Source organism: Nocardia sp. NPDC050412 (genome assembly GCF_044458825.1).
GTDB lineage: Bacteria > Actinomycetota > Actinomycetes > Mycobacteriales > Mycobacteriaceae > Nocardia.
In genome coordinates, this window is sequence record NZ_JBITIJ010000002.1 from 97760 (window position 1) to 111671 (window position 13912).

The following is a 13912-nucleotide window of genomic DNA, read 5'->3' on the forward strand; positions in this document are numbered from 1 at the left end:
AACCTGCTCCGCGCTGAGGGCATGTGCCTGGCTGGTGTCGCCGTTACTCGGTCCGAGTCGCGTGTTACTGCGTCCGTTGATCCGGAGGCGGCCGAACCTGCTCCGCGCTGAGGGCATGTGCCTGGCTGGTGTCGCCGTTACTCGGTCCGAGTCGCGTGTTACTGCGTCCGTTGATCCGGAGGCGGCCGAACCCGCTCCGCGCTGAGGGCATGTGCCAGGCCTGTGTCGCCGTCACCCGGTCCCACTCGCGCCTTATCGCGTCCGTTGATTTGGAGGCCGCCGACCCGCTCCTCGCTGAGGGCATCGGTGTAGTCGGCCGAGTTGCGCGTTCCGCGTTGTGCGCGGCGGTCGCGGAGCAGAATCGACAGGCGTGAACACCGTTGACCCAACCGTGGACCTCGTGGACCGCGCACTGACCCAGATGGGTGAGGTCATCGCGGCGATCCGGCCGGAGCTGGCGACGCTGGCGACACCCTGTGTCGGCTGGAATGTACAGGCGCTCGTGCGACATGTCATCGGGCAGAGCCTGCGGAATTTCCTGGATTCGGCGCGTGGCGAGATCGCCGATTGGGCGGCGCCGCCCGCCGAGCTGAGCCCGAACTGGACGGCAGAGTACCGCGCGGCAGCCGCGCCAGTTCTCGATGTCTGGCACCGGGCCGACCTGGAACGCCCGGTTCCGGTACCGGGCGGCGCAGAAGCGCCTCTGCGCAGCCGAGCCGACCAGCAGATCACCGAATTGGCCATGCACACCTGGGATCTCGCCCGCGCGACCAACCAGACCATCGACCTCGATCAGGAAGTCGCCGAGTACGGACTTGCCTGGTCGCACAAGATGCTGCGCCCGGAATTCCGCGGACCGGATAAGGCTTTCGACCTCGAGGTGCCCGTACCGCCCGACGCTCCCGCATACGATCGGCTAGCGGGATGGTTCGGCCGGGATCCGTCTTGGAAGTCACCGGGGCCGCAGGACTGATCGGTAGCCACCCGAAGGTCGGGAGCACGCGCCTGGCGGTCTCGACCGCGCCGGCCGGGGCACACACGGCGAGGTCGTCGCCGCCCCGCGACGAATACCGTGTTGCGGGTGGGGCAGATACGCACAGAAGATCTCGGCGACTGAGAAGCGCCGCTCGCAGTCCGTCTTCCCGGCATAGCGTGGTCGGGTGGAGAGCCGATTGTCGAGCAGCCCGACTCGAACATCGGCGAATCGGGTTACCAACCAGGCAGGTGGGCCGTCCGGTGTCCGGACCCGGTGCACCCCACCGTCCTCGCGCAATCGTCGCAGCGTGGGCCACGGATTCGCGGCGAACTCGGCATCGAAGATCTGCAAAGTCACGCCGCCATCATCCGGTGCTTTCCCCGCACGAGATCACAGCAACCCCCAGGTGTGGCGAAGGTCGCAGAATGTGCTGGTCATTTGGTCGGCGAGGTGCAAGGCTTAAGCGGTGACACATCCTCCGGATACCACGTCGGTCGCTACGGATCCCGCGACCGACAAGCTCGACATCGCGGTTTTCAAGGTGGCAGGAGTGGTCGTGCTCGGCGCGATCATGTCGATCCTGGACATCACCGTCGTAACCGTCGCGATCCCCAAATTCCAGAACGAGTTCCACACCACCACCGCGATCGCGGCCTGGTCGATGACCGGCTACACCCTCGCGCTGGCCAGCGTCATCCCGTTGACCGGTTGGGCGGCGGACCGGTTCGGCACCAAACGGCTGTACATGCTCGCGCTGACGCTGTTCGTGCTCGGCTCGGTGCTGTGCAGCCAGGCGTGGAGTATGGAGACGCTGATCGCCTTCCGCGTCATCCAGGGTCTGGGCGGCGGCATGCTGATGCCGCTCGGCATGACGATCATGACCCACGCGGCCGGTCCGCAACGAGTTGGGCGGGTCATGGCGGTGCTCGGGGTGCCGATGCTGCTCGGCCCGATCTGCGGTCCGATCCTGGGCGGCTGGCTTATCGACAGCTACGGCTGGAAGTGGATCTTCCTGATCAATGTTCCGGTCGGGGTTGTCGCGCTCATACTCGCCTTCATTGTGTTCCCCGCGGATAACCCGGAGCCGTCGGAATCCTTCGACTTCCTCGGCATGCTGCTGGCCTCGCCGGGTCTGGCGCTGTTCCTGTTCGGCATCTCCTCGATTCCGGGTGAGGGCACGGTTGTCGCGGCCAAGGTGCTCATACCCGCCGCCATCGGCCTGGTGCTTATCGTGCTGTTCGTCTTCCACGCGCTGCGCACCGAACATCCGCTGATCGATCTGCATCTGTTCCGCAACCGGTCGCTGACCTTCGCGGTGTTGACCATGGTGCTGTTCGCGACCGCCTTCTTCGGAGCGGGCCTGCTGCTGCCGACCTACTTGCAGCAGGTGCGCGGCGAAACGGCCATGGCGGCCGGTCTGCTGATGGTGCCGCAGGGTCTGGGCGCGATGTTGACGATGCCGATCGCGGGCCGACTCGTCGACAAGATCGGTCCGGGCAAGATCGTGTTGACCGGTATCTCGCTGATCTCACTCGGCACGGTGTTCTTCGTGCAACTGAAGTCGGATACGTCGTATCCGTTCATGTTGGGCGCGCTGTTCGTGATGGGCCTCGGCATGGGCTGCACCATGATGCCGACCATGACCGCGGCGATCCAGACGCTGACCCACCAGCAGGTCGCGCGCGGTACGACGCTGATGAACATCATCAACCAGTCCGCCGGGTCCATCGGCACCGCGACGATGTCGGTGGTGCTCAGCAGCTTGCTGAACCGGCATCCGTTCGCCAAGCCGGCGATCGCGTCGAACTACGATCCCTCGATCGCGGCGCAGCTGCCGCCCGGTGCGGTCGAGACCGGATTGAGCCAGGCCGCGACGGCGTTCAGCCACACCTACATCGTGGCAGTGGTGCTCATGGTGCTGACCTTGGTGCCCGCGGCATTCCTGCCGCGCACCAAGCCGAAGTTGCCCGAGGTCGCGGACACGCCTGCGCTGGTGCACTAGCGGCAGGATCCGAGTTCGCCTGTGTACCAGGCGAACTCGGATTACGGGCGGTTCGCGTCCAGGAATTCCAGGACGAGCGGGCTCGCGGTGCTTCGGAATTCGTCGAAGTAGGCGTGCCGAGCTCCCGGGATCCACGCCAGCCGCGCATCCGGAATCCGTTCCGCGAGCAGCGGTGCGTTCGCAGCGGGATTGAACCGGTCCTCGCTCCCGTGCACGATCAGCGTCGGAACCGCGATATCGGCGAGCACATCCCATGCGTCGTGCCTATTGCTCGCGTAGAGATGTATGCGCTTCGCGTAGGCAGGCATGCTCGGATCGCCGAGGGTGTTGAACGGTCCTGCGGCGCTCGCCAGATGCTCCGGGGTATACATCAGTTCCAACAGCGCCCGCCGCGCGGCGACCTGATCGGGCTGGGCCAGTGACTTCCGTACCTCGGCGTCCCGCTCGACCGCGTGGCGTCCACCAGGTGAGGTGCAGCCGAGCACCAACGTACGCACCCGATCCGGGAACCGCGCGACCAGCCACTGCGCGACCCGACCACCCATGGATGTGCCGTACACCGCGGCCTGCTCGATGCCGAGCTCGTCGAGCACCGCGATCGCGTCTTCGGCGAGTCCGAGGGTGCTGTACGGGATATCCGGCTTATCGCTGTCTCCGGTGCCGCGATAGTCCAGTGAGACGGTGCGATACGCGGTCTCGAAGTCGGCGCGAACTCCATCCCACCAATGATGGTTATTGGCCTGCCCGGCGAGCAGCAGCAGCGGCGCACCCGCACCGCCGGTCTGATAGGCGATGCGGACGCCATCCGCGGCCTTGGCATGCGGCACGTCGAACTCCTCAGCTGTAGAGCGCGACGAAACGCTCCAACGAGCATTCGATATCGCCCTTCAGCGCCCGCGCGACCCCGGAACCGATCGGGCCGAACAGTGGCGCGCCACCCAGATCGATATCGACGGTGACCTCCGAGCCCGCACCCTTCGCGGCAACGAGCAGTTCCAGCTTGAATTTGGTACCGCCCTTGCCCGCGCCGCTCAAGGCGAGTCGGCGCGGCGGTTCAGCGGCCTTGACCGTCCACGTGACCCGATTGCGCAATCCTTTGACCGATGCGACACCGACCAGTTGGGTACCGACGGTCAGCTCGGCGGGCACCTCGTTGCGCCACGCCTCGTGCATGAGCAGCCATTTGTCGAGTTCGGTCAGGTTGGAGGTATGCGACCAGGCCTCCTGCGGGGAAATCGGCACGTCGACGGACACCTTCAGCTTTGCCATTCGCGCATAGTATCCGGTACCCGCGGTTCGCTATTTATGGCATTCGGTCATACCGATCGGGTGGTAAGCGAAATCCATGGGGGCGCTAGCAGTTCGAGGAATCGGAATGTGGTCCTCGGTTCGAGAGAGACTTCCGGGCGATGCTGCTACTGTGGGCGGGTCGTCGGGTGCCGAGCTACTTATCGGCTCGATCCGCGCGGTAGGTGATTCTTCGAATCACTTGCCCTGCGGGCACTCTGGGGTTGGTGCCGCTGTCGATGTGGCCGCATTCGACGAATGTTGATCCTGGTCGGCGTCGCGAGGAAGGCAAGACAACGCGCAGTGACACCGGCTGTCGCAACGACGAGAGAGCTGATGAATCAAGATATCGCCGTGGTGCTTTCATGGATCCTCGCCCCCGCTCTCATTATTGCGGTGGCGGCGGCGTTGTATGTAGCGCAATACGCGAAACAACAGAAGATCCGCGCCGACGCCCTCAATAGAGCTAATCGGGCGCAAGAGGAAACCCTCGAGCACTTCGCCGGCCAGACACTGCCGGCGATGACCGAGGCGGTGCGTCGCTTCGAGGCACCGGTTTCGGCCATCGAGGTGCCGACGGGTCAGGAGAATTCCCGGTTCGTCCAGTGCCTGCAATGGATTTCCGAGCGTTACGCAGATGACCTGCGCCTGGTGCAGTCCGAGGCGCACGAGCAAGCCGCGCGCGAGGCCGAGGAAAAAGCGCAGCAGGCGATCAAGGCGACCGAGGAGGGCACTCGCGCCGAGATCGAATCCGCCTCGCGGGCCGCGACCAGTGCGGCGGTGCGCTCCTTCGGAACCTCCGTGGTCAGCCTCGGCGCGGATGTCAGTCAGGTGGTGAGCGCCGCGCTGCGCGAGCACCGTGACGACGAGGTCTACGCCACCCTGACCCGCATCGACCACACCGTGCAGCAGATGCTGCGGCAGGCGCAGTCGTATGTGATCGTCTGTGGTGGTCTGCCGGGTCGGCGCTGGCCCGCCCAGTCGCTCACCGATGTGGTCGGCGGCGCGATCGGGCGTGTCCGTGACTACCTGCGGGTGCGGGCCAACCAGCTCGACCGCATCGTCATCAGCCGCGCGGTGGAACCGCTCGTGCACACCCTGGCCACCCTGCTCGACAACGCGCTGCGCTACTCCCCGCCGACGTCGTATGTGGATGTGAGCTTCCAGGAGGGCCACCACGGCGTCACCGTCATCATCGATGATGCCGGTGTGCGGATGAACGCGGAGCAGATGGAGGAGGCCAGGCAGGTACTCGCCAACGAGCGCCCGATCGACATCCACCAGCTCGGCCCGTCCCCGCGCGTCGGTTTCCCGGGCATCGCGGCACTGGCCCGACGCTACGGGTTCACCGTCTACATCGATGGCCCGAACGTCTACGGCGGTATGCGGGCGATGGTCTACATCCCCGAGGCGCTGCTGGTCACCGCGGTGACGAACGCCGAGCCCGCCTTGCCCGCCGTCAACCCGGCCCCGGAGCCCGTGCCGACCGCTGTCGCCGAGGATAAGCCCTTCGAATTATCCCCGGTTCCGGTCTTGGCAGGGGTGAGCGAACAACCCGCCGAGAACGAGGACTTCGCTGTGCACGAGATCACCAGTGGCGGCCTACCCAAGCGACGCCGTCGGGCGGTGTCTTCGGTGCCGGCTCAGACCGGCACCGAATCCGAAGCGGGACAGGCTCGTCCCGAAATCGCTTCCGCCTGGCAGATGGGTTCCAAGAGCGGCCGCGAGGCTGCTGCCTCCGATAACAGCGAAGGGATGTCATCCTGATGAGCACACCGGTGACCGACAGCAGCAATAGGCTGGGTTGGCTACTCGAGGATCTCAGCAACGTTCCCGGCGTCCGGTTCGCGGTGCTGCTGTCCGACGACGGGCTGCGGATCGCGCATTCCGACGGTGTCAATAAGGATGATGCCGAGCGTTTCGCCGCGGCTGCCTCGGGTCTGCGCTCACTAGGTAAAGCGCTCGGCGAATTCTGCGGTGGCCTAGACAATGGTGTGCGCCAGAACATGACCGAATACGACCAGGGCATGATCCTCATTACCGCGGCGGGTGAGGGTGCGCTGCTCGGTGTTTCGACGACGCCCGAGACCGATATCGGGCTGGTCGCGCACCGCATGAACGAACTCGCCGGGCGGGTCGGGCACGAGTTAGGCGCCCAGCCGCGCGGAAGGGTTGAGGGCGGCTTGACGTCATGACGAGGTCCCGGCGAGATCCCGACTTGGTCCGGGCCTACGTGCGCACTGGCGGGCGAATCCGTCCCAGTCGTGAATTGGACCTGGTCACCCTGGTCGTCGCCGCCAAAGATCCGGCACCTGGTGCGACACCCGATGCGCGCCAGGTGCTGAACCTGTGCAGCCGTCGCAGCGCCCTGTCCATCGCCGAGATCGCCGCCTATCTCGACCTGCCGCCCTCGGTGGTGAAGATCGTCGTAGCCGATCTGCTGGACAGCGATCACCTGGCCACTCCGACCCCGGCCGAAGTCATGCCGGAGATCACCCTGCTCGAGGAGGTACTCAATGGGCTCCGCGCTCTCCCGGCCTGAGCGCACTGTCGACTATGTGCCGGAGACCGTGACCCGGTCGGTAAAGCTCTTGGTGGCAGGCAATTTCGGTGTCGGCAAAACGACATTCGTGAACAGCGTTTCGGAGATCCGGCCGCTGCGCACGGAGGAGACGATCACCGAGGCCAGTGTCGGCGTCGACGATATGGCCGGATTACCCGGCAAATCGCAGACGACCGTGGCGATGGATTTCGGCCGTATCACGCTGAATCCCACGCTCGCGCTCTACCTTTTCGGGACGCCGGGGCAGCGGCGTTTCGTCCCGCTGTGGGAGGAGCTGGCGCGCGGTGCGCTCGGCGCCCTGGTCCTGGTGGACACCCGGCGCATCGAGAAGGCCGACGAGGTGTTGTCCGTGCTCGAGGAGCGCGGGGTGCAGTATTCGGTCGCGGTCAACCAGTTCGAAGGCGCAAAGCGCTATCCGCTCGAAGAGATCCGGGACGCACTGGATCTCGCACCGGATACTCCGCTGACCTCGCTCGACGCGCGCCAGCGCAGCACCTGTCTGCGGTCGCTGATCACGCTCGTCGAGTTCCTATTCCATCGCCAGGAGTCCCGGAAGTAACCGACGCATTGTCTAAAGCTAGAAACCAGCCCGCCTCCGTCGCGTTCGGTTCGCCGATCGATACCGATGGCCCGCGCGTAGCGCTCTACTCCGAGGAGTACGCGGCAGATCCGCACCGCGCGTACCGGGAAATGCGCAGCCAGTACGGATCTCTGGTGCCGATCGACCTTTCGCCCGGTGTACCGGCCACTTTGGTGATCGGCTATCACACCGCCGTACGAATTCTCAACGATCCAGACCACTTTCCGGCGGATCCACGCACCTGGCAGCGAGATATTCCCGGCGAATGCCCGGTGCTACCGATGCTGGAATGGCGGCCGAATGCCTTGCGCAGCGCGGGAAATGAGCATTTGCGCTATCGACAGGCAAATGCGGTAAGCCTCGCCGAAGTCGATCTACACGCGCTGCATGCCGTCGTCGAACATGCCGCCATCCCGCTGATCAATGCCTTCTGCGGTGATGGTGCGGCCGATCTGATCAGCCAATACGCATTTCCGCTTACCTTCCAGGTGCTCAATGACCTGCTCGGCTGCCCGCCGGAGATCGGCCAGCAGGTTGCCACCGGGATGGCGGCCATCTTCGAAGGTGTGAATGCCGATAAGGGCAACGCGATGCTCACCGATGCGCTGTTCGAGCTCGTCACACTGAAGCGCAGCGTCCCCGGCGACGACATCACCTCGCGGCTGATCGCGCATCCGACCGTGCTCTCGGACGAGGAGATGATCCACCAGCTCGTCACCATCTACGGTGCGGGCATCGAACCGCAGCAGAATCTCATCACCAACACACTGCTGCTGATGATGACCGACGACCGATTCGCGGGCAACGTGCACGGCGGAAGTCTTTCCACCCGTGACGCACTCGACGAAGTGCTGTTCACCGACCCGCCGATGGCGAACTACTGCGTCTCCTACCCGAGACAGCCGATCCTGATCGACGGCGTCTGGCTGCCCGCACATCAACCGGTCATCATCAGCATGGCCGGATGCAATAACGATCCCGCCATCGGGGTGAGCGAATTCGGGCCCAACCGTTCGCATCTGGCGTGGAGTGTGGGTCCGCATTCCTGCCCGGCGCGGTCGGTCGCCTATCTCATCGTCCAGGACGCCATCGACCAACTGCTCGACGCACTTCCCGAAATGCGTTTGGCGACAGAGCCCGAACAACTCAGCTGGCGCCCTGGCCCGTTCCACCGGGCCCTGGTATCGCTGCCCGTCACCTTTCCCAAATCCCCTCCGCTGGTAATCCTTTAAGGAGATCTGTGGCGCAACAACCTACTACCCTGGATCTGACGGGAACCGATATCCAGGGCGAATCCGTACGCTTGCGTGAGCGTGGGCCGGTGGCGCTGGTGGAATTGCCCGGCGGTGTGCGGGCCTGGTCGGTGACCGATGCCGGGCTGCTCAAGCAGCTGCTCGTCGACGCGCGGGTGTCCAAGGATGCGAGCCAGCACTGGCCGGCCTTCATCAATGGCGAGATTCCGCAGGACTGGCCACTTTTCCTGTGGGTCGCGGTGAACAATATGTTCACCGCCTACGGTGCGGACCACAAGCGGTTACGCAAGTTGGTCGCGCCCGCATTCACCCATCGGCGCACCGAGGCGATGCGCGGGCAGATCGAGCGGATCACCGAGGAACTGCTCGCCGAACTCGCGAAGACGCCTGCGGGCGAATCGGTCGATCTGCGTGAGGGTTTCGCGTATCCGCTGCCGATCCAGGTCATTTCCGAATTGATGGGTGTGCCCGCAGAACTCAATCCGGGCCTGCGCAAATGCGTCGACGGAATATTCGACACCTCGCTCGGTCCAGCGGAGTCGCAGGCGAACTATATGGAGATGTATCGGATCCTGGGCGAGTTGGTGGCGTATCGACGCGACCATCCCGGCGACGATATGACGAGTCTGCTGATCTCACACCGCGATGAGGACGACGGGTCCCAGCTCACCGAGCAGGAGCTGATCGATACGCTGCTGCTGGTCATCAGCGCCGGGCACGAGACCACGGTCAACCTGCTCGACCAGGCGATCTTCGCGCTGCTGACCAATCCGCAGCAGCGGGCGACGGTTGTCGAGGAACGGGCGACCTGGGCCGATCTGGTCGAGGAGGCGCTGCGGTTCGAGGCGCCGGTCGCACATCTGCCGCTGCGGTTCGCGGTCGACGATATCGAGATCGACGGGGTGCATATCGCCAAGGGAGAGCCGATTCTCGCCTCGTATGCGGCCGCCAACCGTGACCCGAAAGTGCATGGTGACACCGCCGATCAATTCGATGTGTCCCGAGACAGTAAGGACCACTTGGCGTTCGGTTACGGCGTGCACCATTGCTTGGGTGCGCCACTGGCTCGCCTCGAGGCGCTGGTATCGTTGCCCGCGATCTTCGCGCGGTTTCCTAATATGCGGCTGGCAGCGGATCCGTCCGAGTTGGGGACGGTGGCTAGCTTCATCTCCAACGGGCATGCCAGGCTGCCGGTTACGCTGGATTAGTCCACCTGAAAAGCCGGGCCCCCTTCCGATTTCGATCGGGAGGGGGTTCGTGTCTTTCCTGGGTCAGCTCGATGCGGCCCTCTGATTGCTTCAGCTACCCTGCACCAGAGAAATTGACGGCGATCGGGGGATGATATTGACGCAGGGGTCATCGTCGAAACAGGTCGAACTCATCGGTCCGGTTGCGGGTGTGCTGGCGTATTGGATCGCCGGCGGCCTCATACTGACCGGGCCGATCTTCGCGCGGACCGGTGAGTCGTTGGCCAGTGGTCTGTGTCCGGGAATCCTCACACTCCCAATCGGAATCGGTATCGCATTCAGCACCTACGAGTGGCGGCGAACCGAGAAGCGATTCCGGATCGCCGGGGTCGCGGCGACAGTGGAGATCATCGCCGTCCACCGGATAATCCCTGGCGGCGAAAATCAGGACACCGCCGAACTGAGGGTGCGGATCAGCGGCCGAGAAATCGAACCGTTCGACGCGGACTGCGAGGTACCGACCGGCAGTCGGCCACCGCAGGTCGGTGACCGACGCAATGTGGTTGTCGATCCGTCCGACAACACCTTCGCAATCGGCTATGACCACCTGTTCCAGCAGGATTGATCGCCTGAGCAGGTCCATGATTCATTTCACCGGCGAGTCGGCCAATGACCCGGACGGCTCCCAGCAGTGATCCGCTAAGTCTCCGGCCGCTGATCGAGCAGTCCCGGTCGATTAGTTCGTGCACCCGCCCGACCGCGAACCGATGGCGGCCGGATCGGTGGCCAGGGGGCCACCGATCAGCAGACAGGCCAGGCCGTGGACCGTCGACCAGGCGGCGATTTCGGCACCGGGCCTGCGTTCCGGGTCCAGCAGTCCGGCCGACTGTGCCGATCCAGTGCGCGGCCGAGGGATCGCAAATCAGCGGATATGTTGACAGCGGTCACATGGGGTCGCATACTCGAAGATGTGACCAGTGGTTACTTTACGGTCGCTTCGTTGTCGTATACCGAAAAGTGCTGAAATGAACGATATTTCGATCGAAATCCCGTACGCGACCGGCATCTCCCGGCTCGGCATCGAACGCGCACTCATCGCCGCGGGCAGGAATCTCGGCAGTCTCCGGCCCGCGGATCTCGCGCTGGTCGAGGACTTTCACACCATGGGTCGCATCGCCACGTATCAACTGGTGGAGCTGACCGGCCTCACGCCGCGCAGCCGGGTGCTCGACGCCGGTAGCGGGATCGGCGGCACCGCCCGTTTCATCGCGGACCGATGCGGTTGCCCGGTGACCGCCGTGGATCTGACCGCCGACTATTGCGACACGGCCGAGTGGCTCAATGAGCTTGTCGGACTGCGGGATCGGATTGCGGTGCACCGAGCCGACGTCACCGCGCTGCCCTTCGCCGACGGCAGTTTCGACGCGGCCTTCAGCCAGCACGTGCAGATGAATGTCGCCGACAAGGAACTGCTCTACCGAGAAGCCCGCCGAGTCCTGGTAGCGGACGGGCTGCTCGCAATCTGGGATATCACCGCAGGTTCGGGTGGTGACCCCGACTACCCGTTGCCCTGGGCCGAACAACCGGAGCAGAGCCATCTGGTGCCTTTCGATGCATTGCGCGGGGCAATCGAGACGGCGGGTTTCGTCATCGAGCAGTGCAATGATCTGACCGAACAAGCGGCCGCGACCATGCGGACGATACTGGCTTCGCCACCCGATCCCGTTGGGCTGCATGCCTTCGTGCGGAACTTCGCTGAGAAGGCCGAGAATCTGACCCGCGGTCTGACTGGCGGTAGCCTCCGGGCCGTCCAGGTGATCGCTTCAGCAATCGCACCGTAATTGCAGAACCGTCGATCACAACATCTCGGACGCGGTGCCGAGGATGACGTCGAAGTACTCCGGGAAATGGGTGTCGAGATCGTCGCGGCGCAGACTGTGCATGCGGCAGGCCCCACGCTCCCGTGCCTGCAACGCCCCTGCCTCTCGCAGCACCCGCTGGTGGCTCGCCGAACGTCAGCGCCGCAAAGCCTTCGTGGGAAGAGCTCAGCCCGCCGCGCGCACTGCGGCGGCGCTGAGATTGTCGATGTTGGCGCAGGCGTCGGATGGGAGTGGCGGCCAGCTACCGTCCGACGGGTGATCGGGGTCTCCGTACTGGGCCAGAGGGACCGCGGTCCAATCGACGGCAAGGCGGATGAGATGACCGTTCAGGCGGCCGTCGCTACTCGGCCGGTATGTGAGGCTGACGGCGCACCGCGACGGGCCAGGGCCGTAAACGTTTGATCGGAGGATGATCCCGCTCAGGCCCGCTGCCTGGTAGGGGCCGTTGCCGGGTCCGGAGGATGCCTTCTGCTCGGTATCCATGCGGTATTCGAGATCGACCTGCAGGGTGTATTTCGCGCCTGGCTGGGTGAAATTCAGTTGGCAGCGATACGGAGCGATCCAGCTGGTCGAGTTCAAGGTCCAATCGCTGTACTGAGCTTTTACCGCGTCTGTGGCGGTGCAGGGATTCTTGCTGTACAGCACCCTCCCGTCGGCTGGCTTGTCGCGGGGAGTCAGGCTGTCCAGCCGATCGACGATCTTGCTGACATAACTCTTTGCTACATCGCACTTTTCGAGCCATGGCGTCTTGTCCGGTGCGCCGTCGGCTGGAACTTTGCGCAACCGCATCCGGTGTGCGTAGCCGGTGTGCCCGGCAGGTACGTAGTAATAGCAGGTGTCGGCGAAGGTGGGGTCGTCAGCCAGGTGGGAGCGGTAGATTGTGCGGCCGTTTACCGTTTCGGCCTTGTCCTGAGCACGGTCGGCATCGTCGTATACCTCACCGAGTGACAGTTCGAACAGGTAGAGCCCATCCTTCGAAGCGGGTTCGCCAACATGATCGCCTACCCTGAGTTGGCATCCGGCCAGGCCTGGCCCCTCGCGCGTCGCCGACTTCGCTCCAAGATTCATCGACTTCAACGGCTCGGTGTCCAACATTGAGCACGGATCGGTGGCGCGGATCCGTGCCATCAGCGGCTCAGCTTCGGCGCCGGTGACGATGGTGTCGTGCTTGCCTACCGAGTCCACGGGAGTGGATGGCCCGGTGGTGGTGGTTGGCGTGGAAGTTGTTGTTCCGGTTGACTTGGGGCTGCTCGCCGCCACCGGGTGCCCGGTTGCGTTCTTTCCGCAGCCGGTCGCCGCGCTCGCACAGAGGAGTGTCAGCGCGGCGGCTGCGGCCAAGGTACGGAGTGTCATTACATCCCTGTCGAAGTGCTCGCGGAGCAGGATACCTCGAACGCGCCGTCTCGAAAATTATCTCATAATTCGCTCGCCTGCTTGCTCAAGTGTCGGTAGAGCGTGGCACGCGAGACATCGAACTCGGCGGCAATCTCGTCGATCGGACGGCCGGAATCTCGCATGCGGCGAGCGGATTCGATCATGTCCGAGGTCATTGCGCCGGGGCGGCCGCGGCGGTTCGGGCGGGTGGTGGGGACCGCGGCTACCGGCAGGTGGATGGGGCGAGTTTGTGCGGCCGACGCGCCGAGTAACCGCCGGGCACCATCGAGAATCGCCGCACGCAACTCGTCGGCGGGCCGGTCGGCGAAGATGACCACCGGATCGCTCAGTGCCGCATAGACCTGCGCGGCCCGCACTCGAGTGGTGAAATCGGCATGCGGCCCGGCGATCAGTTCCTGTGCCGATAGCGCTATGGTCCGCAACCGCGCGAAGGTTGCGTCGTCGGCGGATAGTGCCTGGTCCTGCATCTGCATCCGCAACAACTGACCATGTGAAAGCCACACCTCCAGTAGCCCGCCCACCACCGCCCAGCGGCGCGCCTGCGCGTCCCGCCCGCGTGCCGCCGCCTCGAGCACCATTTCGCTGTCGACCAGCAGCGGCTCGACGAGCGCGGCGACAATCTCGCTCTTGCTTGGAAAGTGGTAGAGCACAGCGGTTTTCGTCAGCCCGACCTGTTCGGCGATCTCGCGCACGGACACCGTGTGGTATCCGCGCTCCGCGAACAGATCGAGCGCGGTCCGCAGGATGCGGGCACGCGAATCATCGGCCATGGTGACCGATACTACCGCT

General features: G+C 64.6%; 15 protein-coding genes. 10 read left to right on the forward strand and 5 right to left on the reverse strand.

All coding sequences use genetic code 11. The features are described from left to right. The first annotated feature begins 370 nt into the window (after positions 1-370). Positions 371-973, forward strand: a complete 603-nt coding sequence (locus ACIBI6_RS04580) for a TIGR03086 family metal-binding protein (RefSeq protein ID WP_396955312.1) — start codon at positions 371-373, stop codon at positions 971-973. 469 nt (positions 974-1442) lie between these two features. Beyond that, a complete protein-coding gene (locus ACIBI6_RS04585) occupies positions 1443-2978 on the forward strand; it encodes a DHA2 family efflux MFS transporter permease subunit (protein ID WP_396955313.1) in 1536 nt (511 codons plus the stop codon). 41 nt (positions 2979-3019) lie between these two features. Here ACIBI6_RS04585 and ACIBI6_RS04590 read toward each other — a convergent pair whose 3' ends face one another. Together ACIBI6_RS04590 and ACIBI6_RS04595 are read right to left on the reverse strand one after the other, a co-directional pair. After that, positions 3020-3805: an alpha/beta fold hydrolase gene (locus tag ACIBI6_RS04590; protein ID WP_396955314.1), complete on the reverse strand. Its 786-nt coding sequence runs from the start codon at positions 3803-3805 to the stop codon at positions 3020-3022. A 10-nt stretch (positions 3806-3815) separates the two neighbouring features. Continuing rightward, the gene (locus ACIBI6_RS04595) at positions 3816-4247 is read right to left on the reverse strand and encodes an SRPBCC family protein (RefSeq protein ID WP_396955315.1); all 432 of its coding nucleotides are present in this window, start codon (positions 4245-4247) and stop codon (positions 3816-3818) included. 354 nt (positions 4248-4601) lie between these two features. Between ACIBI6_RS04595 and ACIBI6_RS04600 the strand changes: the two genes are divergently transcribed. From ACIBI6_RS04600 to ACIBI6_RS04635, 8 genes are all read left to right on the forward strand, one after another. Continuing rightward, positions 4602-6032, forward strand: coding sequence for a sensor histidine kinase (locus ACIBI6_RS04600; protein WP_364354733.1), 1431 nt, complete (start codon positions 4602-4604; stop codon positions 6030-6032). Next, positions 6032-6460, forward strand: coding sequence for a roadblock/LC7 domain-containing protein (locus ACIBI6_RS04605; protein ID WP_062987265.1), 429 nt, complete (start codon positions 6032-6034; stop codon positions 6458-6460). The genes ACIBI6_RS04600 and ACIBI6_RS04605 overlap by 1 nt, the downstream gene beginning before the upstream one ends. Beyond that, positions 6457-6807, forward strand: coding sequence for a DUF742 domain-containing protein (locus ACIBI6_RS04610; RefSeq protein ID WP_364354738.1), 351 nt, complete (start codon positions 6457-6459; stop codon positions 6805-6807). The genes ACIBI6_RS04605 and ACIBI6_RS04610 overlap by 4 nt, the downstream gene beginning before the upstream one ends. Further along, a complete protein-coding gene (locus ACIBI6_RS04615; protein WP_040689533.1) occupies positions 6782-7387 on the forward strand; it encodes an ATP/GTP-binding protein in 606 nt (201 codons plus the stop codon). Before ACIBI6_RS04610 ends, ACIBI6_RS04615 begins: the two co-directional genes overlap by 26 nt. 8 nt (positions 7388-7395) lie before the next feature. Beyond that, complete coding sequence (locus ACIBI6_RS04620; RefSeq protein ID WP_396955316.1) at positions 7396-8640, forward strand: cytochrome P450; 1245 nt, start codon at positions 7396-7398, stop codon at positions 8638-8640. An 8-nt stretch (positions 8641-8648) separates the two neighbouring features. Then, a complete protein-coding gene (locus ACIBI6_RS04625; RefSeq protein ID WP_364354747.1) occupies positions 8649-9869 on the forward strand; it encodes a cytochrome P450 in 1221 nt (406 codons plus the stop codon). A gap of 130 nt (positions 9870-9999) precedes the next feature. Then, entirely contained in the window at positions 10000-10473 is a 474-nt protein-coding gene (locus tag ACIBI6_RS04630; RefSeq protein ID WP_396955317.1) for a hypothetical protein, read from the forward strand. A gap of 400 nt (positions 10474-10873) precedes the next feature. Beyond that, the gene (locus ACIBI6_RS04635) at positions 10874-11689 is read left to right on the forward strand and encodes a class I SAM-dependent methyltransferase (RefSeq protein WP_396955319.1); all 816 of its coding nucleotides are present in this window, start codon (positions 10874-10876) and stop codon (positions 11687-11689) included. Between the two features lie 15 nt (positions 11690-11704). Here the strand turns inward: ACIBI6_RS04635 and ACIBI6_RS04640 are convergent, their stop codons facing one another. From ACIBI6_RS04640 to ACIBI6_RS04650, 3 genes are all read right to left on the reverse strand, one after another. Beyond that, positions 11705-11842, reverse strand: coding sequence for an ArsR family transcriptional regulator (locus ACIBI6_RS04640; RefSeq protein WP_396955320.1), 138 nt, complete (start codon positions 11840-11842; stop codon positions 11705-11707). 51 nt (positions 11843-11893) lie between these two features. Further along, positions 11894-13081, reverse strand: coding sequence for a DUF3558 family protein (locus ACIBI6_RS04645; RefSeq protein ID WP_396955321.1), 1188 nt, complete (start codon positions 13079-13081; stop codon positions 11894-11896). Positions 13082-13143: 62 nt separating this feature from the next. Continuing rightward, positions 13144-13893 carry a TetR family transcriptional regulator gene (locus tag ACIBI6_RS04650; RefSeq protein ID WP_364354759.1) on the reverse strand — a complete coding sequence of 250 codons (750 nt, stop codon included), beginning with the start codon at positions 13891-13893 and terminating at the stop codon, positions 13144-13146. Between the last annotated feature and the right edge of the window lie 19 nt (positions 13894-13912).

Bases quoted from the DNA above. Each gene is read 5' to 3' on its own strand.
- ACIBI6_RS04615 (WP_040689533.1), top strand. From the start codon at position 6,782: ATGGGCTCCGCGCTCTCCCGGCCTGAGCGCACTGTCGACTATGTGCCG.
- ACIBI6_RS04600 (WP_364354733.1), top strand. From the start codon at position 4,602: ATGAATCAAGATATCGCCGTGGTGCTTTCATGGATCCTCGCCCCCGCT.
- ACIBI6_RS04635 (WP_396955319.1), top strand. From the start codon at position 10,874: ATGAACGATATTTCGATCGAAATCCCGTACGCGACCGGCATCTCCCGG.
- ACIBI6_RS04595 (WP_396955315.1), bottom strand. From the start codon at position 4,247: ATGGCAAAGCTGAAGGTGTCCGTCGACGTGCCGATTTCCCCGCAGGAG.
- ACIBI6_RS04650 (WP_364354759.1), bottom strand. From the start codon at position 13,893: ATGGCCGATGATTCGCGTGCCCGCATCCTGCGGACCGCGCTCGATCTG.
- ACIBI6_RS04645 (WP_396955321.1), bottom strand. From the start codon at position 13,081: ATGACACTCCGTACCTTGGCCGCAGCCGCCGCGCTGACACTCCTCTGT.
- ACIBI6_RS04630 (WP_396955317.1), top strand. From the start codon at position 10,000: ATGATATTGACGCAGGGGTCATCGTCGAAACAGGTCGAACTCATCGGT.
- ACIBI6_RS04610 (WP_364354738.1), top strand. From the start codon at position 6,457: ATGACGAGGTCCCGGCGAGATCCCGACTTGGTCCGGGCCTACGTGCGC.
- ACIBI6_RS04605 (WP_062987265.1), top strand. From the start codon at position 6,032: ATGAGCACACCGGTGACCGACAGCAGCAATAGGCTGGGTTGGCTACTC.